Genomic DNA, 21,411 nt, shown 5'->3' with positions numbered 1-21,411 from the left:
GGTGCGCCGCCGGCGATGAATGTGGTGGGAACGTCTACAGACCGAGATCGGACAGGCTGGGGTGATCGTCGGGCCGCCGGCCGAGCGGCCAGCGATACAGGCGGTCGGCTTCGCGGATCGGCAGGTCATTGATGCTTGCGTGACGATGCGCCATCAGACCATGCTCGTTGAACTCCCAGTTCTCGTTGCCATACGAGCGGAACCAGTTGTTCGAATCGTCGTGCCATTCGTACGCGAAGCGCACCGCGATGCGGTTGTCGGTGAACGCCCACAGCTCCTTGATCAGCCGATAGTCGAGCTCCTTCGCCCACTTGCGGCGCAGAAAGCCGACGATCTCCGCGCGGCCATGCACGAATTCGGCGCGGTTGCGCCACACGCTATCCGTCGTGTACGCGAGCGATACGCGCTCGGGTTCGCGCGTGTTCCACGCATCTTCCGCGGCGCGCACTTTCTGGATCGCGGTATCGCGAGTGAATGGCGGCAGCGGCGGGCGGGCTTCGATCGTATCGGCCATGATGGTTCCTCAGTCAGGTTATGGTGCGCCGCGACGGCGGCCGTTTGGTTGCGGCGGGTTTCGCTGCCGCATCGAGCAAGGTCTTGCCAACCGCCTGCGCGTCGAGCGCCGCATCGGCTTCGCCGCTCACGAGCGCCACCGCGATCGCGCCGTCGAGCAGCACGAGCCATTGCCGCGCGAGCGGCGCCGCGCGACGCGCATCGATTTGCGCTTCCGCTACGAACGCGACGCATTCGGCACGCACGAAACCGAGCAGCCGTGTCTTGTGTCTGCGCGCGACGACGCGGATCGGATCGTCGGCGGATTCGATCTCGCCGGCCGCGTTCAGAAACGCGCAGCCGTGAAAATCCGCCGATGCGAACCACTCGCGCAGCACGTCGAACATGCCGAGCAGGCGTCTGCGCGCGCCCTTGCCGCGCCGTTGCGTGCCGGCGATAAACCAGTTCATCCAGCGCTCGTCGCGCCGTTCGAGCGCGGCCGCGATTAACGCATCTTTCGACTCGAAATGCGTGTAAAAGCTTTTGCGCGCGGTGCCGGACTGCCGCACGATCGCATCGACGCCGGTTGCATGGATGCCGCCGGCGTAGATGAGCGCCTCGGCGGCATCGAGCAGCCGCTCGCGCGCCGTGCCGGGCTGGGCCGCGTCGTTTGGATCGGTCGGAATCGTTTCGTGTGTCATGGACGAAAAGGTAGAACGATCATTCTCCCTCGTCAAGTTTTTCTTCGAGCTTCGGCGTTGTGGGTGCGCTTGCTGCTATCGTGATGGAGTCGCTTGATCACCGCTCAACCAGAATCGCTTCGATGAAACCATCCTCCGTTCGCACCGCGTGGGTACGCGCGCTGCTCGGCGCAACGCTGCTGGGCGCGGTGGCCTGCACGCCGATCCAGGTGCTCACGCATTCGGTCAGTCAAAACGAGGCGCGCGTGCCGCCCGGACGCTACGACATCGATCAGGACCATACGAGCATCACGTTCGATATCGATCACTTCAAATACACGCGCTTTACGATGCGTTTCGATCGCAAGCAGGGGGAGCTCGACTGGAACGACGGCGGCCTCGACCGCAGCACGGCGTCGGTCGCGATCGACGCCGCGAGCATCGACACGAACGTGCCGCTGCTCGACAAGATGGTGAAAAGCGACAGCATGCTCGACGTCGCGCGCTATCCGCAGATCCGCTTCGCGAGCACGCGTTTCGAGCGCACCGGCGAAGCGCGCGGCACGCTGAGCGGCGATCTGACGATCCGCGGCGTCACGCAGCCGGTCACGCTCGACGTCACGTTCAACGGCTTCGCGCCCGATCCGCTGACGAAAAAGGACACGCTTGGCTTTTCCGCGGACGGTCATTTCAGCCGCGCGAAGTTCGGTCTATCTACCTGGTATCCGGCCGTCGGCGACGATATTCACGTGCGCATCCAGGCCGAGTTCGTGAAAACACCCGCAGGCGCGTAAGCGCGCTGCGGGCGTTAGCGTTCAGACGGTGAGGTGCCGACTCAGGCAGTCGTCCAGTCGAGAATCACCTTGCCGCTTTCGCCGGAGAGCATCGTCGCGAAGGCTTCCTGATAGTCGTCGACCTTGAAATGGTGGGTGAGGATCGGCGACAGATCGAGGCCGCTTTGCAGCATCGCGACCATCTTGTACCAGGTCTCGAACATCTCGCGCCCATAAATGCCCTTGATTTCAAGGCCTTTGAAGATCACCTGGGTCCAGTCGATCGCGGTTTGCGCGGGTGGAATGCCGAGCAGCGCGATCTTGCCGCCGTGGTTCATCGCTTCGAGCATGCCCGTAAAAGCGCTCGGCACGCCCGACATTTCGAGTCCGACATCGAAGCCCTCGGTCATGTGCAGATCGTGCATCACGTCGCGCAACGATTCGCGCGACACGTTCACCGCGCGCGTCGCGCCCATCTTGCGCGCGAGTTCGAGGCGATAGTCGTTGACGTCGGTGATCACGACGTTGCGCGCGCCGACGTGCCTGGCGATCGCGACCGCCATGATGCCGATCGGCCCAGCGCCGGTAATCAGCACGTCTTCGCCGACGAGGTTGAACGACAGCGCCGTATGCGTCGCGTTGCCGAACGGATCGAAGATCGCGGCGAGATCGTCGGAGATTTCAGGCGGGATCTTGAACGCGTTGAAGGCCGGAATCACCAGGTATTCGGCGAACGCGCCCTCGCGATTCACGCCGACGCCGATCGTGTTGCGGCACAGATGCCGGCGGCCCGCGCGACAGTTGCGGCAGAAGCCGCAGGTGATGTGTCCTTCGCCCGACACCCGATCGCCGATCGCAAAGCCGCGCACTTCCTGCCCCATCTCGACGATTTCGCCGACGTATTCATGGCCGACGTGCATCGGCACCGGAATCGTCTTCTGCGCCCAGTCGTCCCACTTCCAGATATGAATGTCGGTGCCGCAAATCGCGGTGCGCGTGATGCGGATCATCACGTCGTTATGACCGACTTCGGGCTTCTTCACGTCGGTCAGCGTGAGGCCCGGTCCGCGTTCGAGTTTTGCCAATGCTTTCATCTGCTTCTCCATTCGAATCACGCGGCGATCACGTGGTGATGACGCCGAGCTCGCGGCCGACGCGCGCGAACGCCTCGACGGCGCGGTCGATCTGCTCCGGCGTGTGCGCGGCGCTCATCTGCGTGCGGATGCGCGCGCGGCCACGCGGCACCACCGGGAACGAAAAACCGATCACGTAGACGCCTTGCTTCAGCAGCGCATCGGCCATCTTTCCCGCGAGTTGCGCGTCGCCGAGCATCACCGGAATGATCGGATGTTCGCCCGGCACGAGCGTGAAGCCGAGCGCGCTCATCGCGCGGCGGAAATGCGCGCCGTTTTCGCGCACACGTGCGCGCAGCAGCGCCCCTTCATCGCTGGCGAGCAATTCGAGTACCTTCAGCGACGCCGCCGCGATGCTCGGCGTCAGCGTGTTCGAGAACAGATACGGGCGGGAGCGCTGCCGCAACAGCTCGACGACTTCCTTGCGCGCCGCGACGTAGCCGCCCGATGCGCCGCCGAGCGCCTTGCCGAGCGTGCCGGTAATGATGTCGACGCGCGCCATCACTCCGCAATGCTCGGGCGTGCCGCGACCGTGTTCACCGATGAAGCCGACCGCGTGCGAGTCGTCGACCATCACCAATGCGCCGTATCGGTCGGCCAGATCGCAGATGCCGGCCAGGTTCGCGATGATGCCGTCCATCGAGAACACGCCGTCGGTCGCGATCAGTTTGAAGCGCGCGCCCGCCGCATCGGCTTCCTGCAGGCGCGCTTCGAGATCGCCGAGGTCGTTGTTCCTGTAGCGAAAGCGCTTCGCCTTGGACAGCCGCACACCGTCGATGATGCTCGCGTGATTCAGCTCGTCGCTGATGATCGCGTCGTTTTCGTCGAGCAGCGTTTCGAACAGGCCGCCGTTCGCGTCGAAGCAGCTCGAGTAGAGAATGCAGTCGTCGGTTTGCAGGAACGCGGCGAGCGCCGCTTCGAGTTGCTTGTGCACGGTTTGCGTGCCGCAGATGAAGCGCACCGACGCCATCCCGAAGCCGTCGCTGTCGAGGCCTTGCTTGGCGGCTTCGATCAGCCGCGCGTCGTCGGCGAGACCGAGATAGTTGTTTGCGCAGAAGTTCAGCACGTCGCTGCCGTCGGCAAGACGCACGTCGGCCGACTGCGGACTCGCGATCACGCGCTCGCTCTTGTAGAAGCCGTCGGCGCGGATCTGGTCGAGGGTGCCGCGCAGATGGGCAAGGTATTGGTCACGCATGAACGGGACTCCTGAGAGTGATGGCGCCCGCATTCGCATGCGCGCGGGAAGGGCGGCCTGTTATAGTCGGTTGTCAGCTTTATCGGATATTTTCGTTTTTCCGAACTAAAATCCGGTATATCGAACAACTCTAAACGATGGGTCAGGAAATGGCAAGTTCGGGTACACGCCGCACCGCGTCCAATGCGGCGCCCACCTCCGCCAGCGCGGCATTACCGCCGAGTGCGGCGATTGCGGCGCCGCCGCGCGTCGGCGAACAGATTCAACGGCTGCGCGCCGAGCGGCGCATGACGCTCGATGATCTGTCGCGCGCGGCCGGCGTGTCGAAATCGATGCTCTCGGAAATCGAGCGCGACAAGGCCAATCCGACGATCGCGGTTGCATGGCGGCTGACCAATGCACTCGGCGTAAGTCTCGATTCGCTGTTTGCGCCGCCGAAGTCGCCTGAGCCAATCGCCGTTTCCGGACCGCGCGATATTCCTACGCTAAGCGGTCACGAAGCGAAATACCAGTTGCGTGTGTGGGGACCGATCGAGCTGGCCGGCAAGTTCGAGTGGTACGAGTTGACGCTGCAGCCAGGCGGGGCTCTCGTGTCGAACGCGCACGAGCCAGGCACGCGCGAGCATCTGACCGTGCTGCACGGCTCGATCGAAATCGAGGCGGCCGGCGCGACGAAGCGGCTCAAGGTCGCGGACACCGCGCGCTACGTCGCGGATGTTCCGCATGCGATCCGCAACGTCGGCAAGAGCGAGGCGAAAGCGCTGCTCGTCGTAATTCACGGTTAGGCCGTTCGGCCAGGTTGCGCCTGGTACTGTATGTTTGTACAGTATCAGGTGTCGATTGGAGCCGAGAATGAACAACCTGAAAACCGACCCTACCGATCAAACTCTCGCCGCGCTGCGCTTCCAGACCGCCGCGCGCGATCTCGAACATATCGTGCGCAGCATCGCCGCGCGCTACATCGTCAGGCAGGTGCCGCTCACGTGGCGTCTGCTCCATGCCATCGAAGCCGAGGCGCTGGCCGATCTCGGTTTTGCCAGCCGGCACGACGCGCTGATGCTCGGGCTGTTCCAGCGCCCGTCCGATCTGCCTTATCCAGAAACCGATGACGGCGTGGATTTCGGCACCTCCAACGCATTGCCGGCCGTTTTTGCGTTTGCCGTCAATGCGTACGAGGAAGCGGCGCGGCAAGCGGCGCGCCGGGCGGCGCTGCCACGGCCGGCCGATGCGCCCTTAAAGCGCGCCCGGGCGTGGGGCGGCTAATGGCGGCACCACGTCGGGATGGCTCGGATCCTCTTCCATTGCTCGCGGTCGGCCTTGCAGCGGTCAGCGCCTACAATACGCGGACCAAACGGTGCAACTAACGGAAGGATTGCCCATGTCACCTCCTCATCTGTCCGACCCCGTTCCCCGTCCCGCGCCCTCTACCGATCTGTTCGATCAGCAACGCGAAGACTGGCGTCGCGACCCGCAGGTCGCGTTCGATGCCTGGCTCGCGAAGCAGCACTTCCGTCGCTCTTCGGCGTTGGTCTATCAGGCGCAGTGGGGTCAGTTTCTCGATTGGCTCGGCGCGCGGCAACAAAGCCTCGCGACGGTCGACACACCCGCGATCGCCGAATTCGTCGCCAGCCTCGAGATTCGCAGAACGCAGCGGATCCGCTATTTGCGGCTTATCGAGCGCGTGCTCGATCACGTGCGCGAGATCGAATCGGCGTCGACCAACCCGGCTCGTTTCATCGCTCAGGACGGGGAAGCCGCGTGGCGCAATGCGCGCGACAACGAGCCGACCGGGTTTCTCACGCATGCGGAACGCACTGCGTTGATCGCGCGGCTGTTCGCGCCGTTGCCGGCGTTGTCGACCGCGCAGCGCTGGAGAGAGCGACGCGATCGCGCGTTGATCGCGGTGTTTCTGGGCGCAGGACTGAAGACGGGCGAAGCGGGAGTGCTTACGGTTAGTTGCGTGAGAGAGGGCTCGCCGTGGGTCACGATCGAGTCCGCGAATCCAGTGCTGACGCGGCGCACGCGACTCGCGCCATTCGCAACGGCGATTCTCGACGCCTGGCTAGCCGAACGCCGGCTGACGCAGCTGGCCGGCAAGCTTGTGTTTCCCGCATCGCCGTCGGGCAGGCCGATGCATAAGGCCACGATGCTGCGCGCGGTGGATGCGCTCGTCGATGCAGCGGGGATTGCCACGTCGCGCCAATCGCGCGCGAGTCCGCAGACCTTGCGCAACACGTTTGCGGCGGACCTTTTCGAAAGCGGGGTAGAGGCCGAACAGGTCGGTCAATGGCTCGGCTTCGTGCAGGCGGTGTCCGCGAACCGGCTATATCGCGCGTGGCAAACCTGGATTGATCAGCAGGATTCGCCCGCGACAGAGGAGCCGGATCCAGCTGCGGCGCCGTTGGCCGAGCCCCGCCGTGACGGGCGTTTGACGAGGAAAACGGGAGCCGGCGAACCCTGAAGAACCTCACCGTTGCGGTCCCGAATTTCCTCACCTTTGACGTTTTTCCGTTGGATTGGCCGCCTCTGGTTAACGCATCGCGTGGACGGAGCGGGACGACGGCGCGGTGGCGCCATCGTTCGACAGAAACTGGTTCACCGCCGCGAGCCTCGATTCGCCGAGGCCGGAAGAGTGCTCGCATTCCGGGCACAACAGTTCGAAACGGTGATCGACCTGCGACAGCTCCGGCTCACCTTCCTCGCATTTCGGGCATCTCGCGGGCAGCGTCACGTGGCCGTCAGCCGCGGTGCCGATCATGCTCAACTCTTTGCTCGTGAGCCGCCCCTCAGTAACCAGCGAGCACAGCAGTACGGCGATGGCTGGATCGATGCCCTGCTGGCCACGCAGGGTGGCGACTTCTTTCGTCAGCGCGTCGACTTCGTCCGACTGCTCGCGCAGCTGCGCGTCGAGCCGATCGGCGCGCGCCTTGGCGGCGGCAATCTGCTGAATGAACTCGAATTCCTTGCGGCTCGCATCACGCACGCCGGACTGATACGTCGCGGCCATGCTACGCAGCGAGTCGAGTTCGACCAGCATCGGCTTGACGCGCCGCTCGGCTTCGGCCACCGCATCCTTGATCTGCTGTGCATAGTGCTCCGTGCTTTGCCGCAATTCGACGTGCAACGCGTCGATCCGGTCGCGCAACGCAGCATTGGCAGTCTGTTCGTTTTCGAGCCGTTGCCGCAGCGCCTCGTTCTCCTGGTCGAGCCGGCGCGTGGTTGCCTGCATGCCTTCGAGGTGAACGCTGCCGTGCGTAGTCGCGCTCGATAACTGGGTTTCAAGTGCGCGAACCCGCTCCCACGCGGCTTCGGCGCGCGCTTCGCTGCGCCTGATGGAGTCGTCGGCCGCATCCCGACGAATTTCCGCCTCGCGTGCTCGTAGATCGGCGGCGCTGATCTGCGCGCGGATCTCTTCACGTTCGCCATCGAGCGACGCTTTGGCCTGCACGACCGCCTCTTCGAATAGCGCGCCCAGCAGTTCACCGGCGCGATCTTCGAGTGCCTTTGGTATCGCGCCCGCTCCGACCTTGACCCGCGACACACTGCGGATGCGCTCCCAGAAATGATCGATGTCCTTCGGGATGTCGCTCGCGCTGCCGGTTTGCGTGAGATCGCGCACGGCCGCCATCGATGGCCGGATGCCGAGATCGAAAAAGAGCCGTTTGCATGCATGCAGCGACAGATCCTGGCGGCGCACGCCCTGCGCACGCATTGATTCAAGCTCGTCGCGAATGGCTTGCCGCTCCTGATCCAGATTCATGTCTACCTCGATGTGGCTCGAATTGGATGGATCATAACAATTTACGTAGTGTTTGCTACCGATTTATCGATGGCGAACGGATTGGCGTATACCGACGGGCTTTTGCGTGCAAATGGCGATAGTAAACCCGCGCCTACCGTTTTTCTCCGTGAAACAAAACGAAGAATAGCTAATAAGCCATTGTATTAGAAGCATTTTGTTTGATTTTCGCATGATCGCGCACTGTTTCACGATTGATCGGCAATGGTGGCGGGGGGTGGTCGTCTGTTTCACGGGGCTCGCGGGGTGTAAGGCTTGAGAGTAATAAAAATAAACACCTTTGAACCCTTGTTAAAGACGTTAACGACTCGGCAAACCCTTATCTGGCGGGGCTTTCAGGCCAGCAAGGTGAAGCTTTGCGGGAGACTTGGTGAGGGTCTGCGGGAAACTCGAGTGATGGGGTTCGGGAAGCTCGGTGAGCGGCTGCGGGACGGAACGTGAGCGGGTTCAGGAAGCGCCGTATGCGTGGGGTTTGGGCAAAGGTGAGGTTTTGCGGGACTTCGCAGCCGCGAAGCGCCCGACACCCCTCGAAGTGTCTGTTCGGTTTGGTCTGCAGCAAGGTGAGGGCTTTCGGGAGGCTCGCGAGCGTGGTTTTTTGCCGGTTTTTTGGGGTGGTTAACCGCTTTGGTGAGCCGTGGCGGGAGAAAACGGAAAACGAAGGTGAGATTTTTCGGGGCGCGGGGTCCAGTTTTGCTTTCTTTTTGAGCATCCATACTGCTGAGGTGAGGTTTTACGGGAGCCAGGATGGAATTCGACGCATCGATTGCCCGAAAGACTGGTCGGCGGGAACCGCTGGCGATTGGAAAGGTGAGGGGATTCGGGGAACTGGCTGATCAGCTAGTTCCGCGAGCTGATTTGGCCGGCGATTCCGTCAAAGGTGAGGCTTTTCGGGAAGGTCTGGATAGGGTTCTGCGCGTTAAGGTGAGGAGATTCGGGACTGAAACCCGGGCTATCGGCTGGAGATGCCCGGCGGCTGGCAATTTGCGAGCGTAGATATACCTAGTCTCTGATTGCAAAGGTGAGTCTTTTCGGGAGATTCATGGGGACGCAATGAAAAGTGCTGCGGTGCGAAAAACTGGCTTAAGGTGAGATTTTACGGGACCACCGATGGTTCGAGCGCTAGATGGGATTATCGCAAGTCACGGAAATCATTGATTTTTTTCCTGTCCTCCAGCAAAGGTGAGAGTTTTCAGGAGTTCTTTGGAAGGGGGCGCCGGGGCCTCCGTAAACGTCAAAGGTGAGGCTTTTCAGGAGGTTGCATTGGGGAAATGCGGTACCAGCGCGGCATGAGCGCGTATCGTGTTGTGCCGTTCCGCGGTGCTACGGTGAGGTTTTTCGGGAGCATAGGAGCGGTGAGGATTTGCCTGTGCTTGGATCTCCCCTTTTTCGGCAGCTTCGGACAAAGCTCGAAGTCGAAACAGGTGGAAACAGGTGGTTAACGCCGGTAGGTTCTCGGTAGTGAGGGCTGACTCGTCAGCGGAGTCACCAAGCAGGTCGAATGGCGCGTCCGACGATAGGAAGCTTGATGCACCGACAACAGGGCTGACGGGGCGTCCGTCGCTGGCCCGCGCCGCGTTGCGGTCCCAATACCGTGCGGGCATTCCATCTATCGATCCGAAACTGTGCGTCGGCCGGCAGCACGCGACGATCGACGAAACGATCGCGAGGCCGCACGACGAAGTCATCACCCGCCCCGGACACCATCCGTTTACAGGAGGGTCTCGAAAAAATCCGCGAAAATTTTTGAGGTGAGAAGATTCGGGATCAAATGCTCCCCGTTGCCGCACGCGGCGAAACGAGCCCGATTCGCAAACGCCGCGACCGGCAAGGAGAGCCCGATCCTGGCGGCACGCACACGAGGTGAGGGTTTTCGGGAGTTGGTCGAGGTGAGTTGCGCTTCGTAAACTCGCTTCACCGGCAATGGTGAGATGGGCGCTATAGACGCGTATCACCACAGCCGGTATGCTCTCGCGAAATCCCCTCCTCACCTCGACGCATGGCCACGAAGCGCGCGAAAAAGACCGATGTTGTCAGCCCGAGCTCGGCTGAGCTGCGCAAAGCCGTCGAGGCGATCGCGATCCAGCCCAAGAGCGGCAAGATCACGCTGCTCACGCGCAAGCTATTTAACGTGTTACTCGCGGTGGCCCAGCAAGCGGATGAATCGGGCGACACCTATCGGGCGCTGCTGTCCGACATCGTCGCCAATTCCGCGTTCGATTCCAATGACACCGCGCTCGTCAAGGAGCATCTGCGCCGCATGGTGTCGGTGCAGGTCGAGTGGAGCACCGGCACGTCGAGTCAGAAGCCTGGCCGCAAATGGGGTATTTCGACGCTGATCGCGGACGCGGAAATTCTCGAAGATCCGACCACGCGTCGCGTCTGGGTCGAGTTTTCGTTTGCGCCGAAGATCAAGAAGAAACTGCTCGATCCGGTTCAGTATGCGCGGCTGAGTCTGCAGTTCCAGAGCCAGCTGCGCAGCAGCGCGGGCCTCGCACTCTACGAGATCTGCGTGCGCTACCTGACCAACCCCAGCCACCTGACGATGCGCGAGACCTGGGAATGGTGGCGGCCGATTCTGTCGGGCACGCCGGACACTGAAGCCGGCGACGAGGCGAAGCGCGAGTACAAGTATTTCAAGCGCGACTACCTGCGCCCGGCCATCGCGGAGGTCAACGCGGTCACGAACATTTTTGTCGAGCTGATCGAGCATCGCGAGGGTCGGCGCGTCGCTGAAATCCAGTTCCGCGTGACCGAGCGCAAGCAGCCGATGCTCGCGCTCGACGAACATCCGAACGTGTTCGACAGCACGCTGGTCGACCGGATGGTGAAGATCGGCATTCCGCTCAAGGAGGCGCAGACGCTTTATGCGGACAGCGAGGAGAACCGGATCCGCGCGGCGCTGCAGATGACCGAGCAGCGTATGCGCAGCACGTCACTGCCGCCGGTGCGCAGTGCGCCGGCGCTGTTCAAGGATGCGTTGAAGAAAGGCTATGCGCCGCCGGTCGAGGCGCTGCCTGCGGGTGGCGGCACCAGCAAGGCCGCGGCGTCGCCGGCCGACGATCTGAAGGCGCGTCTGCTCGGTGAATACTCGGCTTACCGTCGCAAGCAGGCCTACGAGTTGTACAACGAACAGGGCGAGTCGGAGCGCGATATCGCGCGACAGTCGTTCGAGGAAGATGAATTGCCGGGGCTCGGCACGCACATGCGCGACGACTGGCGGCGTCGCGGGCTCGACTCGAAGATCGTCGAAACGGCGTTCTTCGATTGGCTCGCGCGCAGGACCTGGGGCGAACCGACCGACGGCGACCTGCTCGCCTTTACGCTGAGCCAGTCGCGAGCGGCCTGATGGGTCGATAACTGCCTTTGAAATCCAGGCGGCGGTGCATGCGCACCGCCCTCACGTCTTACTTCAGCATCTTCTCGATCTGCCGCAGGATGTCGTCGCGCTTTTCACGCGTGAGGCCTTTCAGGCGCAACTCGAGCCGGTCGTCCCCATACGACTTCAGATCGCCGACCGACACACCACCAAGCTTGATTTCCAGACGTTGCGCGTAGCGCTGCCGGCCCGCCGGTTTGACGCTTTCCTGCGAGGTCGCTCGGCCTTTGACGATGTCGGCGACCTGGCGTGTGCTCAGATCGTCGGAAAGTATCCGGTTGATCAGTCGCAGTGTCGCCTCCGCGCCGCGAGCCGTGTGGTAGCGGCCCACCTGATACGCCATGTTCGAGCCGAAGCGGTCAGGGCGCGCGACCATCTCCTGCATCACGGTTTCCGGGAGTTTGGCGATGGACAGCGCGACTGCGACCGTCGATTCGTCGAGGCCGAGATGTTCGGCCAGTTCTTTCTGGCTCTGGAAATGCCGCTCGTCGAGAAAGCGTCGCCACACGACCGCGTTGTCGAACACCGTCTGCGAGTCGCGCTGCACGTTGAGGTCGTAACCGAGCTTGTAGCTCTGGATGCCGATCGGCAGATCGATGACGATCGCTTTCACCGACTCCTTGTTCGCTTCTTTCAGCGCACGCACCCGTCTGCCGCCGTCACTGACGAAGTAGGTGCCAGGGTTGTCATAGTCGGGAATGACGTGAATCGCCTGCTGCTGCCCCTGCTTCGCCAGATTGACGGCAAGCTCCGCAATCGACGACTTCACATAGAAGTACCGTGGATTGAACGGGCTCGGCTTGATCGTCTTGAGCGCCAGTTCGATGATCTGGCCGGGACGATAGCCGTGTTCGAGCCTCCAGGCGCGGTAGGCCGCCGATTCGTTGTCCGGATCAGGAATCTCCGCGTCCTGCAGACGCGACGGCAAGACGGCCGGAATCGGACGCCCGGCGATCACGGGAGTTTTCGCCTCGTTTCTGACCAGGCCGTCGATCGCATTCAGACGGTCGAGCGCGGTGCGCTTTTCGCTGCTGGTCGTGTCAGGACGTGCTTGAAAGCCTTTGGCGAACTGGGACGGTTTCATTCAGGGTCCTTTATGCGCATAAATTCACGGGAGCAAGGCGGCGATCTCGTTGGCGCACGCCCGTACTTCGAGCGCGGCGAGCTTCGCGCCGCGGTCGTTCATCTGAAGCACCGTTTGCCCTAACGCCATTGCCTGCTTGTAGGCTTCGCGCGTGGGAATCTGGGTTTTGAGGAGAGGGAAGCCGAGTTCTTCGAGCGCGCGCTTCAGTTCGCGCGTCAGCATCCGTTTCTCTTCAGTCTTGTTGAGCAGGAACACGGCTCGCAGATCTTCGTTCATGACCTGCGCTTGCTGGACCAGCTTGACGAGGCCGATGCTCGACCAGTAATCGGCAGGGGACGAGGAAGTTGGGATTACCGCGACGCTCGCCGCGAGCAGAACGACGCCCGAGACTTTTTCGGTGATGGAGGGCGGGCAGTCGACGACGATGATGTCGTAATCAGCCACGAACTTCTTGATCTCGCGATGGATCTGGCTGCCTGCTTCGGACAGGTTGACGACGGCGAATGGAATACCGATGTCGCCGTCGGAGGCAGCACTGGCCCAGTGAATCAAAGTGTTTTGGCCATCTGCGTCGACGACGAGAACGCGTTTGCCTTTCTCGTGAAATGCAGCGCCGAGATGCATCGCGATGGTGCTCTTCCCGACCCCGCCTTTCTGCTGTGTTACCGCGATGATTTCTGCCGCCAAATTTCACCTCCTCTTTTTAGACGCAAATGGATTTTACCTGGTTGAATTGCGATTTCAAATGATTTGCGTAAGCGCAGTTCGGAAATTGGCCATTCGGCAAAGGGTTTATGCGCATAAAGAGGCATCGGACGCGTGCCCGGGGTCTTGCGGGATATCAGAGCAAGCGTGGACTGGGGCTTTAGCGTTGCTGATCGCTGTCCGGCGGCGGCAAAGGGAAAGTAACGAGTGCTCGCGCACTGCGTGCACAGTCGTTGGTGACTGTTCGCGATTCTCGGGCTGACGTGCAGAGAAAAGGAGCGCACGCATCTGAGCGACCAAAGAGGTGAGAGGTGCCAGACTTTATGCGCATAAAGTTCGCGTGCCAATTGGCCCGGAGGGACCATTCGTCATGAATTCGTCCGACGCCGATTCTCCCCAGACATGGCGGCAAGCGGCAAATGTGCATCCGGCGCCTCATCAGCGGGGGATATAGGTTGTCGTTTGAATCGCGCCCGCGCGAGCAAATCTCAGGTGCGACTAGAACTCAGGGTGCCAGCATTAAACTATTCCCACTCGCCTCGAAGGCAGCGTCGGTTTATGCGCATAAACCGACCCACCTCGCCGATGGTTCAAACAACGCGGATGCCGCGCAGTCGTCCCGCGCCACGTCATCAAGTCACCCGTTAAAATTCCCGAACCCTTCTAACCGTCACAGCCTTCAACGGCGTAAGCCCCGAATCCAGCCATGATCACCATCTACCACAACCCGCGCTGCTCCAAATCTCGCACCACCTGCGAACTCGTCGCGAACACCTACAACTCCGCAAACGAAGCGACGGAAATCGTCGAATATCTGAAGAAGCCACTCACCGTCGCAGAGCTTGAGAAGCTCAATGCTCAACTCGGCTGTCCCGTCCGCGAAATGATCCGCGACACCGAGGCCGAATATAAAGAGCTCAATCTTGCCGACACGTCGCTGACGGACGCCCAGCTCTATGACGCATTGGCGAAGCATCCGATTCTGTTGCAACGACCGATCGTCGTCAGAAACGGACGGGCTGTCATCGGCCGCCCGCCGGAAAATGTCGCCGCGCTGTTCGCCTGATCGCGCGACCGTCGAAGTAAAACGATGTGGGCAATGCGGACTCGAACTGCTGCGCTACGCTTTGCCGGACAGCGCGGCATCCTTGGTCACGATCTTCGTCGGAATCAGATGCAGTTCGGTGAACGTATCCGCGATGCGCTGTTGTTCCGCAAGCACGTTCGCGTCGACGGGCTTGTAGATATGCGCGTAATGCCGCAAGCCTGATTCGATCACGCTCGCGTCGAGCCCTTGAATCGGCGCGAGTTGGGCGGCGGCCTCGCTGTAATGGCCGCGCACCCACTCCCCTTCCTTGCCGACTTCATCGATCACGATCGCAAGGACGTCGCCGTTCTGTTGCGCGAAGGGCCGCGCGCTGAGAAAGAACTGGTGGTGACTCACGATACCCTCGGCATCGGCGAGCAGCCGCGCGTTCGTTTGCCGCCTGGCGGCTTCGAGGAACGGATCCCAGATCGCCCACGCATCGACCGCACCGCGCTCGAAGGCCGCACGTGCATCGGCGGGCGGCAGATACACGGGTTGGATCTCGCTGAACTTCACGCCGTTCTTCTGCAACGCGGCGACGAGAAACCAGTGCACATCCGAGCCCTTGTTCAGCGCAATCTTCTTTCCCTTCAAATCGGCCAAGGTTTTGATTGGCGCGTCCGGATGCACGAGGATGCCTTCGGCGTGCGGCGTTGGAATTTCATACGCCGTGTAGACGAAATTGGCACCCGCGGCCTGCGCGAACACGGGCGGCGCTTCGCCCACATAGCCGAAATCGATCGCGCCGACGTTCAGCCCTTCCAGCAATTGCGGCCCGGCCGGAAACTCGGTCCATTTGACGGTGATGCCAAGTGGCGCAAGCCGCTTTTCGAGCGTGCCGTGCGCCTTCAGCAATACCAGGGTGCTTGCGGCTTTCTGATATCCGATGCGAAGTTCTTTTGCATGTTCATCGGCGGCAAATGCGGCGGCGGAGAAGACCGGCAACGCGGCGGCGGCCAGCGTTGCGCCTACGCCGGCCAGTAACGTACGGCGCGTCAGCAGCGGATCACGGGACATGAGAATACTCGTCGAAAAAGAATTTAACGGACGCCAAAAGATGGTCCGATTGGCTCCGACGATAATTCGTCTGCGGGCCTGGACGAACCGATAAATTCGCATAAGCAAATCATGCGGCAGTAGCGAAGCATTGCCCAAAGCCCAACCTACCCCCTCCCGCTACAATCGACCGGCAAAACAAGCGCCCGCGACCACCAGCTCGCGGCTGCATCGATCGACTGCAAACGAACAGAGGAAAAAAGCCGCCGTGCCTGTAACGACAACACTGACACCGTGGGCCGCCCACGACACCCAACTGATCCTGTCGTGCGCGCTTGGACTAGCACTGATCATCATCTTCATCAGCGTGCTGAAGCTCGCGCCGTTCCTGTCGATCCTGGTCGGCACCTTCGCGGCGGGCTTCACGGCCGGCCTGCCGCTCGAAGCAGTCGCGAGCGCGTTCAGCAAAGGCGCCGGCGCGTTGCTCGGCGACGTCGGCATCATCATTGCGCTGGGCGCGATGCTCGGTGCGTTGATGGCCGAATCGGGCGCCGCCGACCGGCTCGTGTCGACGATCCTCGCGCACTCGACCCCGCGCACGCTGCCGTGGATGATGGCCGTCGTCGCGCTGCTCATCGGCCTGCCGCTGTTCTTCGAAGTCGGCCTCGTGATGATGGTGCCGATCATCTTCGTCATGGCGCGTCGCGCGCAGCAGCCGATTCTGCGCATCGCGATTCCCGCGCTCGCCGGTATGACGACGCTGCATGCGCTGCTGCCGCCGCATCCGGGTCCGCTGATCGCGGTGAGCGCGTTGCACGCCGATCTCGGTTTGACGTTGGGCCTCGGCCTGATCGTGGCGCTTCCCGCGGTGGTCCTCGCCGGTCCGCTGTATGGCATCTGGCTGTCGAAACGCATGCACGTCGTCGAGCCTGAAGAAATGGGCAAGCTGTTCACCGCCGAGCAGAACGGCTTCGAGCCGCCGGGCTTCGCGATCTCTCTGATCACGATCCTGCTGCCCGTCATTCTGATGCTCGGCCGCACGGTCGCGAAGCTGCTGCTCGAGCCCGAAACGTTGCTCTTCGATACGCTGAATTTTCTTGGCGAGCCGCTGATCGCGCTGGGCCTCACCGTGCTGTTCGCGGTGGTCGCGCTCGGCTGGTCGCGCGGCATGGCGCGCGAGCGCGTCGGGGGCATTCTGCGCAAAAGCCTGCCGCCGATCGCCGCGCTGTTGCTGACGATCGGCGCGGGCGGCGGCCTGAAACAGGCGCTCGTCGTCGCTGGCATCAGCACGACGATCGGCAAGATCGCGGTCGGGGCGCATATGCCGCTGATCTTGCTCGCCTGGTTGATCGCCGTCGCGCTGCGTCAGGCCACCGGCTCGGCGACGGTCGCCACGACGACGACGGCCGGCATCGTCGCGCCGGTCGTCGCGGGCCTCAGCGCGACGCACAATTCGCTGATGGCGCTCGCGATCGGCGCCGGCTCGGTGTTCTTCTGCCATGTGAACGACGCCGGCTTCTGGATGGTCCGCGAATATTTCGGACTCCAGCTTAAGCAGACTGTGCTGGTGTGGTCGGTCTTGCAGACGATCGTATCGGTCGTCGGTCTCGCGTTGACGCTCGTGCTGTGGAGCGCGTTGACGTGAGCACGGCGCGCGCGACAGCCTCACCCATTTGGGCAGCGTATTGACGCGCGCACAGCGGAACACGCGCGCAGAACCTCACGCGACGCCAGGCAGCAAGCCGCGCCTCGCGTCATCAACAACAGGAGCCACCGTCATGCTCGAATTGCGACCAACCTGCGAAGGCTGCGGCAAGTCACTTCCGCCGGACGCGCCCGACGCAATGATCTGCACCTACGAATGCACGTTCTGCGAGGTCTGCACGCTGACGAGGCTGCGCAACGTGTGTCCGAATTGCGGCGGCAATTTCGCGCATCGGCCGATTCGCACCCGCGCGCAACTCGCCAAACATCCGGCGCGTGCCGATACGCATCCTGTCGGCATCGATGAAGCATCGCATGCTCGCTTTTTCGAACGCTATCGCGACGTGCCGATCGGCGAGCGCTGAACTGCGGTGTGGCAAAGCGGCAAATCACTCGTCGCCGCTCACCTCTCCATCCACGTTCGCCACTCCGCTCGCCACATGCGCGGCGACCCGCAGCAGGCGGATCTGTTTGCGATAGTTCCGGCACCCGCTGCAGGTCGGCAGATGCAGGCGGATCGCGAGCCATTCGCCAGTCGACAGGGAGCGGTCGAGCGCATCGGATAGCAGCCGCGTGATGTCCTTACATTTCCCCATTCGCATCCTCGCTGGATAGGCCTTTTTCGCTCAGGCACGTGCGCAGCCGCAGCCGCGCGCGATAGATCAGCACGCTGCAATGATTCGCGTTGATCTGCAGTTCCGCGCAGATCGCCGCGATGTCGAGGTCGAGAAACTCCCGCATCATGAACACGCGTCCAATGTGCTCCGGCAAATGCTCGAGGCACATCTCGAACAGCGTCCAGAATTGCTGCCGGCGCAATGCAGTTTCGGGTGTCGGCCACGGACGCGGTTTGGTCTCGCGCGACCAGTGGCCGTTGTCCTTGAAGAGCTCGCGATCAAGCAGCGCCTCGCCGTCGAGTTCGGCTTCGAGCGCCGACAGATTGACCGTGCGCTGGCGCGCGCGCAGCGTGTCGACGAGCTTATGGCGCAGGATGCCGAACACCCAGGTCTTGTGCTCCGACTGCGCGGCGAAACGCGTGGCCTGAGTCCACGCGGCGGTCAGTGCTTCCTGCACGGCGTCCTCGGCGGCCGCGGCGTCGCGCAATTGCAGACGGGCGAAGCGAACGAGGTCACGCCGCAATTGCGCGAGATAAATGGGATCGTCCAGCGAGGGAGCGCCTGGCTGCGTCACGGCTTGCTCCGTCGCTGCGCTGTCGGCCGCGCGCTGCGCTGCGCGTGTCGTCCTGAAACGTCGTGATTCATGAGCAGATGGTCGTCCTCGCACGGTTTGCGGATGCGTGCGCCATTCTCCCTCACGTTCCTGCCCTAGCGAATCGGTATTGAACATATGCCCCTTGGCAATCGATGCCCGAGGAGCTTCGTCGCGCGGCGCGGCCGCTTATGACACCGGAAATTAATTGTTGCAAGAAATGATATTTCGAGTCTGCGCGCAACAGGGTTGTTGGATCGCCACACTGGCCGATCAACGCGTCGCGGTCGACCGCCAATTCAACGCAATCGCACAATAGCGATTATTTCAATTTATAAAATAATCTCTTCTCATCTTCGCTGTTTGTGGATGCGGGCCCGCTCGCTATTCTTCACGCCATCGATCGCATCAGATCGCGCAACCCACACACAAACGAGGACGCACACCATGAAACGCATTTTCTCCGCCCTGATCGCTTCGGCCGCGCTGTTCGCAGCGGCTTCGGGTGTCGCTCACGCCGACGCTCCGGCTTCGACCTGCAACGGCCCGGCGTCGTACTGCAACGTATTTTTTGGCAACTGATCGGCACGTCGAAATACGCAGCAAGGAAGCATGAGAAAAGGGCGCCGGCAACGGCGCCCTTTCGTATTCCAGTATTCAGCATTCGGCCTGCATGGGGATACGGCGGCGTCAAGCGGCCCCTTCTAGCCACGGCCGACGGACAACCCGCGAGTCCTAGCGGCTCGGCGCCTTCCCTCCGCCATCGAGTCCGGCGCCCGTGCGCCACACCTGTTTGCCTCGTTCCGACAACTCGCCGCAGCTATGCGTGGCATCGGCTTCGACGCCGTCGACGGCCATCTCGCCGCCCGCCGGCTCCTGCGCGCGCTGCCGCGCTTTCTTGCGCGCGGCGACCGCTTCGTCGTGGGATTTTCCTGCGTAGTCGAGACTCATGATCCAGTCCTCCAGAATGTCGATGGTGTCCATTTGCCTCAGATCGCCCTGGCCCGAAGGCATGCTTGATTGGCAAGGCAAAAGTTCCACTTATCCACAAGGTTATTCAGCGAATCTGTGGATAACTTTTCGAGCCGCGAGGTTATCCACCGACAGGTGCCGCAAGAATCCTTCCCGATCCGCTATGACCTGGCCAAATCCGCCAGGGCCCGGGCGTTTCGCGCGGCTTTTGCCTATGATGGACAGTTCGTACTCTCTGCGCGTCGAGCGCCTTACCTGAGGAAGCGAACATGGCCTATCACATTGCAGTGGTCGTCGGCAGCCTGCGGCGAGATTCGTTCAATCGTCAGCTGGCTCAGGCGGTGATTTCCCTCGCTCCAGCCGATTTCACCTTCGAATACATCGATATCGGCTCCTTGCCGCTGTACTCCCAGGACTACGACGCCGACTATCCCGAAGCCGGCAAGAAACTCAAGGAGCGCGTGCAAGCCGCGGACGGTCTGCTGTTCGTGACGCCCGAATACAACCGCTCGATACCGGGCGTGCTGAAAAACGCGCTCGACTGGGGCTCGCGGCCGTGGGGCACCAACTCGTGGGCCAACAAGCCCGGCGCGGTGATCGGCACCTCGGTCGGTGCGACCGGTAGCGCGCTCGCTCAGCAGCATCTGCGCAACGTGCTCGCCTATCTCGACGTCGCGGCGATGGGGCAGCCCGAGGTGTTCATCAAGCACGATCCAGCGGTGATCAACGAAAAAGGCGAGATCGTCAACGACGGCACGCGCAAGTTCCTGCAGACGTTCATGGACCGCTACGTCACGTGGATCAAGCGGCACGGGGCGGTGTAGCCGAGCCTCAGCGCCGCTGACCGCGTCCTGACCATCCGCCGAAGCAACGCGAACACAGCGCGCGCCGCGTAAGGCGGCCGCGCTCGTGTCGCTCGGCGCATCGCCTACACGTGGTGATGGCCGGTCACCCGCTCCCAGCCGTGCCGCACCGCGAGCTTGAAGCGCTCCCACGTGCTGTCCGGCGACGTGGTTTCCCAATGGCGGCGTGCTTCGGGCTCGATCTCATCCCACGGACGATTGCGGAATCGCGCGTCGCGAGCGATCTCCGCGCCGTAGCGATAGGCCGGCACATAGTCTTCATAGCGCGCGTTCGCGGCGGCGTACTGCTCGTCGTAGTGCGCGCGGAAATCTTCTTCGTACTCCAGATACTCGTTCGGCATCTGCGCGCCGGGACCGGTGCCCGGCTGCCCGCCTTCGGGGACGATGTCGGACGGCTGCATCACCGCGCCCGAACCTGGTACCGAGCCGGCGGCGATCGCGCTGCGTCCCGCATCGCCGGCGAGCGGATCGACGACGGGTTCGTTGACCGGATCGCTCATCGGCCGTTCGCTGATCGGCGGCGGCGCGAACGGCTTGGCGGCGGCGCCGATGTCCGCCGGCGGCATGGCGGTCAGCGGATCAGGGCGCGGGGTGGCGGGAGGGGGCATGGTGTCGGGTGCGGTCGTACCGGTCGCCGAAGTGGCGCCCGTCGCGCCGGCGATTCCGGTCGATTCGGTCATGGCCGCCGCACCCGCTGCGCCGCTGCTCGAATTTACGCCCGCCGCCCCCGGTGTCGCAGTGGTGTCGCGCATCCCGGGCGTCGCACCCGCCTCGGTCGTTACGCTCGACGTGCGCGGCGTTCCCGGCATCACCGCGCCGATGCCCAGCTCATCGAGTATCGAGTGATCGCGGTCGGTGGCGGCCGGCGTGTCCGCCTCGGGCGGGCGGTCGCCGATATCCGTCGCGCCGAGCCGCACGAGCGTATTGCGCGCCAGCTCCGCATGCGACTCGCTTGCCGCGTGGACGCACACGAGCACCGCGCCGCGCCGCATCGCCTCGGCATAACGCGCGGTGTCCGATGAGCGCGGCCCGGTCGAGAACAGGCTGGCGAGAAAGCGCTCGATATTCGCGAGCACGCCCGCGTTGGCGACTTCGCTGGTGGCCGAGCCAACCGAAGGTTCGGCGTTCGCCTGCAACTCGATCTTCTCGCGCGCAAAGCCGGTTTGCACGAGCGTATCGCGGGCGGTTTCGGCCTGCATGTAAGTGTCGAATAAACCAATCACGGTATGTTGCATGGTTGTCTCCCGACATGTTCTGCTGGAACGGGCGACGCTCGCGGCGTCGTCCCCTTGCCGTCTGAAGGCAAGCAACCTTCATGCCCCGCACCGCCGCGCGGCGCCGCC

Annotated in this window: 22 protein-coding genes; 10 read left to right on the top strand and 12 right to left on the bottom strand. The window is 62.7% G+C overall.

Annotated features, from left to right (window positions below):
• Nucleotides 1-34: 34 nt before the first annotated feature.
• Entirely contained in the window at nucleotides 35-514 is a 480-nt protein-coding gene (locus OKW29_RS17650; RefSeq protein ID WP_187612478.1) for a DUF1348 family protein, read from the bottom strand.
• A gap of 13 nt (nucleotides 515-527) precedes the next feature.
• On the bottom strand, nucleotides 528-1,193 hold the full coding sequence (locus tag OKW29_RS17645) for a TetR/AcrR family transcriptional regulator (protein ID WP_429291931.1): 666 nt from the start codon (nucleotides 1,191-1,193) through the stop codon (nucleotides 528-530).
• Nucleotides 1,194-1,315: 122 nt separating this feature from the next.
• Between OKW29_RS17645 and OKW29_RS17640 the strand changes: the two genes are divergently transcribed.
• On the top strand, nucleotides 1,316-1,966 hold the full coding sequence (locus OKW29_RS17640; RefSeq protein WP_018424028.1) for a YceI family protein: 651 nt from the start codon (nucleotides 1,316-1,318) through the stop codon (nucleotides 1,964-1,966).
• Between the two features lie 41 nt (nucleotides 1,967-2,007).
• Here OKW29_RS17640 and tdh read toward each other — a convergent pair whose 3' ends face one another.
• Nucleotides 2,008-3,039: an L-threonine 3-dehydrogenase gene (gene tdh, locus OKW29_RS17635; protein ID WP_187630195.1), complete on the bottom strand. Its 1,032-nt coding sequence runs from the start codon at nucleotides 3,037-3,039 to the stop codon at nucleotides 2,008-2,010.
• 28 nt (nucleotides 3,040-3,067) lie between these two features.
• On the bottom strand, nucleotides 3,068-4,273 hold the full coding sequence (locus OKW29_RS17630) for a glycine C-acetyltransferase (RefSeq protein ID WP_184031083.1): 1,206 nt from the start codon (nucleotides 4,271-4,273) through the stop codon (nucleotides 3,068-3,070).
• A 137-nt stretch (nucleotides 4,274-4,410) separates the two neighbouring features.
• On the opposite strand from OKW29_RS17630, the gene OKW29_RS17625 reads away from it, so the two are divergent.
• The 3 genes from OKW29_RS17625 to OKW29_RS17615 all read left to right on the top strand — a co-directional run bounded on the left by OKW29_RS17625 (nucleotide 4,411) and on the right by OKW29_RS17615 (nucleotide 6,734).
• The gene (locus OKW29_RS17625) at nucleotides 4,411-5,058 is read left to right on the top strand and encodes a helix-turn-helix domain-containing protein (RefSeq protein WP_429291930.1); all 648 of its coding nucleotides are present in this window, start codon (nucleotides 4,411-4,413) and stop codon (nucleotides 5,056-5,058) included.
• 67 nt (nucleotides 5,059-5,125) lie between these two features.
• Nucleotides 5,126-5,536: a DUF2471 family protein gene (locus OKW29_RS17620; protein ID WP_429291929.1), complete on the top strand. Its 411-nt coding sequence runs from the start codon at nucleotides 5,126-5,128 to the stop codon at nucleotides 5,534-5,536.
• A 115-nt stretch (nucleotides 5,537-5,651) separates the two neighbouring features.
• Nucleotides 5,652-6,734 carry a tyrosine-type recombinase/integrase gene (locus tag OKW29_RS17615; RefSeq protein ID WP_429291928.1) on the top strand — a complete coding sequence of 361 codons (1,083 nt, stop codon included), beginning with the start codon at nucleotides 5,652-5,654 and terminating at the stop codon, nucleotides 6,732-6,734.
• A gap of 69 nt (nucleotides 6,735-6,803) precedes the next feature.
• Here the strand turns inward: OKW29_RS17615 and OKW29_RS17610 are convergent, their stop codons facing one another.
• A complete protein-coding gene (locus tag OKW29_RS17610) occupies nucleotides 6,804-8,033 on the bottom strand; it encodes a DNA-binding protein (RefSeq protein WP_429291927.1) in 1,230 nt (409 codons plus the stop codon).
• A 2,035-nt stretch (nucleotides 8,034-10,068) separates the two neighbouring features.
• Here OKW29_RS17610 and OKW29_RS17605 point away from each other — a divergent pair.
• Nucleotides 10,069-11,418 carry a replication initiation protein gene (locus OKW29_RS17605; RefSeq protein WP_184057688.1) on the top strand — a complete coding sequence of 450 codons (1,350 nt, stop codon included), beginning with the start codon at nucleotides 10,069-10,071 and terminating at the stop codon, nucleotides 11,416-11,418.
• 58 nt (nucleotides 11,419-11,476) lie between these two features.
• Here the strand turns inward: OKW29_RS17605 and OKW29_RS17600 are convergent, their stop codons facing one another.
• Both OKW29_RS17600 and parA read right to left on the bottom strand, forming a co-directional pair.
• On the bottom strand, nucleotides 11,477-12,532 hold the full coding sequence (locus OKW29_RS17600; RefSeq protein WP_429291926.1) for a ParB/RepB/Spo0J family partition protein: 1,056 nt from the start codon (nucleotides 12,530-12,532) through the stop codon (nucleotides 11,477-11,479).
• Between the two features lie 24 nt (nucleotides 12,533-12,556).
• Complete coding sequence (parA, locus tag OKW29_RS17595) at nucleotides 12,557-13,219, bottom strand: ParA family partition ATPase (RefSeq protein ID WP_013092840.1); 663 nt, start codon at nucleotides 13,217-13,219, stop codon at nucleotides 12,557-12,559.
• Between the two features lie 724 nt (nucleotides 13,220-13,943).
• Between parA and arsC the strand changes: the two genes are divergently transcribed.
• Nucleotides 13,944-14,303 (top strand): arsenate reductase (glutaredoxin), encoded by a 360-nt coding sequence (arsC, locus tag OKW29_RS17590; RefSeq protein WP_429291925.1) that lies wholly within the window; start codon nucleotides 13,944-13,946, stop codon nucleotides 14,301-14,303.
• A gap of 54 nt (nucleotides 14,304-14,357) precedes the next feature.
• On the opposite strand, the gene OKW29_RS17585 is transcribed toward arsC, so the two are convergent.
• Complete coding sequence (locus OKW29_RS17585; RefSeq protein ID WP_429291924.1) at nucleotides 14,358-15,341, bottom strand: sulfonate ABC transporter substrate-binding protein; 984 nt, start codon at nucleotides 15,339-15,341, stop codon at nucleotides 14,358-14,360.
• Between the two features lie 247 nt (nucleotides 15,342-15,588).
• On the opposite strand from OKW29_RS17585, the gene OKW29_RS17580 reads away from it, so the two are divergent.
• Together OKW29_RS17580 and OKW29_RS17575 are read left to right on the top strand one after the other, a co-directional pair.
• On the top strand, nucleotides 15,589-16,965 hold the full coding sequence (locus OKW29_RS17580) for a gluconate:H+ symporter (protein WP_429291923.1): 1,377 nt from the start codon (nucleotides 15,589-15,591) through the stop codon (nucleotides 16,963-16,965).
• Nucleotides 16,966-17,098: 133 nt separating this feature from the next.
• Nucleotides 17,099-17,389 (top strand): DUF1272 domain-containing protein, encoded by a 291-nt coding sequence (locus tag OKW29_RS17575; protein ID WP_429291922.1) that lies wholly within the window; start codon nucleotides 17,099-17,101, stop codon nucleotides 17,387-17,389.
• A gap of 24 nt (nucleotides 17,390-17,413) precedes the next feature.
• Here OKW29_RS17575 and OKW29_RS17570 read toward each other — a convergent pair whose 3' ends face one another.
• Complete coding sequence (locus OKW29_RS17570; RefSeq protein ID WP_187617628.1) at nucleotides 17,414-17,626, bottom strand: zf-HC2 domain-containing protein; 213 nt, start codon at nucleotides 17,624-17,626, stop codon at nucleotides 17,414-17,416.
• On the bottom strand, nucleotides 17,607-18,215 hold the full coding sequence (locus tag OKW29_RS17565; RefSeq protein ID WP_184073430.1) for an RNA polymerase factor sigma-70: 609 nt from the start codon (nucleotides 18,213-18,215) through the stop codon (nucleotides 17,607-17,609). Before OKW29_RS17565 ends, OKW29_RS17570 begins: the two co-directional genes overlap by 20 nt.
• 465 nt (nucleotides 18,216-18,680) lie before the next feature.
• On the opposite strand from OKW29_RS17565, the gene OKW29_RS17560 reads away from it, so the two are divergent.
• Entirely contained in the window at nucleotides 18,681-18,815 is a 135-nt protein-coding gene (locus tag OKW29_RS17560) for a hypothetical protein (protein ID WP_018424013.1), read from the top strand.
• 153 nt (nucleotides 18,816-18,968) lie between these two features.
• On the opposite strand, the gene OKW29_RS17555 is transcribed toward OKW29_RS17560, so the two are convergent.
• The gene (locus tag OKW29_RS17555; protein ID WP_026226445.1) at nucleotides 18,969-19,184 is read right to left on the bottom strand and encodes a hypothetical protein; all 216 of its coding nucleotides are present in this window, start codon (nucleotides 19,182-19,184) and stop codon (nucleotides 18,969-18,971) included.
• A gap of 290 nt (nucleotides 19,185-19,474) precedes the next feature.
• Here OKW29_RS17555 and OKW29_RS17550 point away from each other — a divergent pair, with 290 nt between their 5' ends.
• On the top strand, nucleotides 19,475-20,029 hold the full coding sequence (locus OKW29_RS17550; RefSeq protein ID WP_184031046.1) for an NADPH-dependent FMN reductase: 555 nt from the start codon (nucleotides 19,475-19,477) through the stop codon (nucleotides 20,027-20,029).
• Between the two features lie 104 nt (nucleotides 20,030-20,133).
• Here the strand turns inward: OKW29_RS17550 and OKW29_RS17545 are convergent, their stop codons facing one another.
• Nucleotides 20,134-21,303, bottom strand: coding sequence for a hypothetical protein (locus tag OKW29_RS17545; protein WP_429291921.1), 1,170 nt, complete (start codon nucleotides 21,301-21,303; stop codon nucleotides 20,134-20,136).
• Nucleotides 21,304-21,411: the final 108 nt, after the last annotated feature.

The sequence above is a fragment of the Paraburkholderia sp. CI3 genome (assembly GCF_050436505.1).
Taxonomy (GTDB): domain Bacteria; phylum Pseudomonadota; class Gammaproteobacteria; order Burkholderiales; family Burkholderiaceae; genus Paraburkholderia; species Paraburkholderia tuberum.
This window is presented reverse-complemented; position numbering and strand designations above follow the sequence as displayed.

What these genes read in the sequence shown, in the direction of transcription:
- OKW29_RS17555 (WP_026226445.1), bottom strand. Translation starts at nt 19,184, where the DNA reads ATGAGTCTCGACTACGCAGGAAAATCCCACGACGAAGCGGTCGCCGCG.
- OKW29_RS17570 (WP_187617628.1), bottom strand. Translation starts at nt 17,626, where the DNA reads ATGCGAATGGGGAAATGTAAGGACATCACGCGGCTGCTATCCGATGCG.
- OKW29_RS17610 (WP_429291927.1), bottom strand. Translation starts at nt 8,033, where the DNA reads ATGAATCTGGATCAGGAGCGGCAAGCCATTCGCGACGAGCTTGAATCA.
- OKW29_RS17615 (WP_429291928.1), top strand. Translation starts at nt 5,652, where the DNA reads ATGTCACCTCCTCATCTGTCCGACCCCGTTCCCCGTCCCGCGCCCTCT.
- OKW29_RS17550 (WP_184031046.1), top strand. Translation starts at nt 19,475, where the DNA reads ATGGCCTATCACATTGCAGTGGTCGTCGGCAGCCTGCGGCGAGATTCG.
- OKW29_RS17545 (WP_429291921.1), bottom strand. Translation starts at nt 21,303, where the DNA reads ATGCAACATACCGTGATTGGTTTATTCGACACTTACATGCAGGCCGAA.
- OKW29_RS17650 (WP_187612478.1), bottom strand. Translation starts at nt 514, where the DNA reads ATGGCCGATACGATCGAAGCCCGCCCGCCGCTGCCGCCATTCACTCGC.
- OKW29_RS17575 (WP_429291922.1), top strand. Translation starts at nt 17,099, where the DNA reads ATGCTCGAATTGCGACCAACCTGCGAAGGCTGCGGCAAGTCACTTCCG.
- OKW29_RS17600 (WP_429291926.1), bottom strand. Translation starts at nt 12,532, where the DNA reads ATGAAACCGTCCCAGTTCGCCAAAGGCTTTCAAGCACGTCCTGACACG.
- OKW29_RS17645 (WP_429291931.1), bottom strand. Translation starts at nt 1,193, where the DNA reads ATGACACACGAAACGATTCCGACCGATCCAAACGACGCGGCCCAGCCC.
- tdh (WP_187630195.1), bottom strand. Translation starts at nt 3,039, where the DNA reads ATGAAAGCATTGGCAAAACTCGAACGCGGACCGGGCCTCACGCTGACC.
- arsC (WP_429291925.1), top strand. Translation starts at nt 13,944, where the DNA reads ATGATCACCATCTACCACAACCCGCGCTGCTCCAAATCTCGCACCACC.
- OKW29_RS17630 (WP_184031083.1), bottom strand. Translation starts at nt 4,273, where the DNA reads ATGCGTGACCAATACCTTGCCCATCTGCGCGGCACCCTCGACCAGATC.
- OKW29_RS17560 (WP_018424013.1), top strand. Translation starts at nt 18,681, where the DNA reads ATGAAACGCATTTTCTCCGCCCTGATCGCTTCGGCCGCGCTGTTCGCA.
- OKW29_RS17585 (WP_429291924.1), bottom strand. Translation starts at nt 15,341, where the DNA reads ATGTCCCGTGATCCGCTGCTGACGCGCCGTACGTTACTGGCCGGCGTA.
- OKW29_RS17620 (WP_429291929.1), top strand. Translation starts at nt 5,126, where the DNA reads ATGAACAACCTGAAAACCGACCCTACCGATCAAACTCTCGCCGCGCTG.
- OKW29_RS17625 (WP_429291930.1), top strand. Translation starts at nt 4,411, where the DNA reads ATGGGTCAGGAAATGGCAAGTTCGGGTACACGCCGCACCGCGTCCAAT.
- OKW29_RS17640 (WP_018424028.1), top strand. Translation starts at nt 1,316, where the DNA reads ATGAAACCATCCTCCGTTCGCACCGCGTGGGTACGCGCGCTGCTCGGC.
- OKW29_RS17605 (WP_184057688.1), top strand. Translation starts at nt 10,069, where the DNA reads ATGGCCACGAAGCGCGCGAAAAAGACCGATGTTGTCAGCCCGAGCTCG.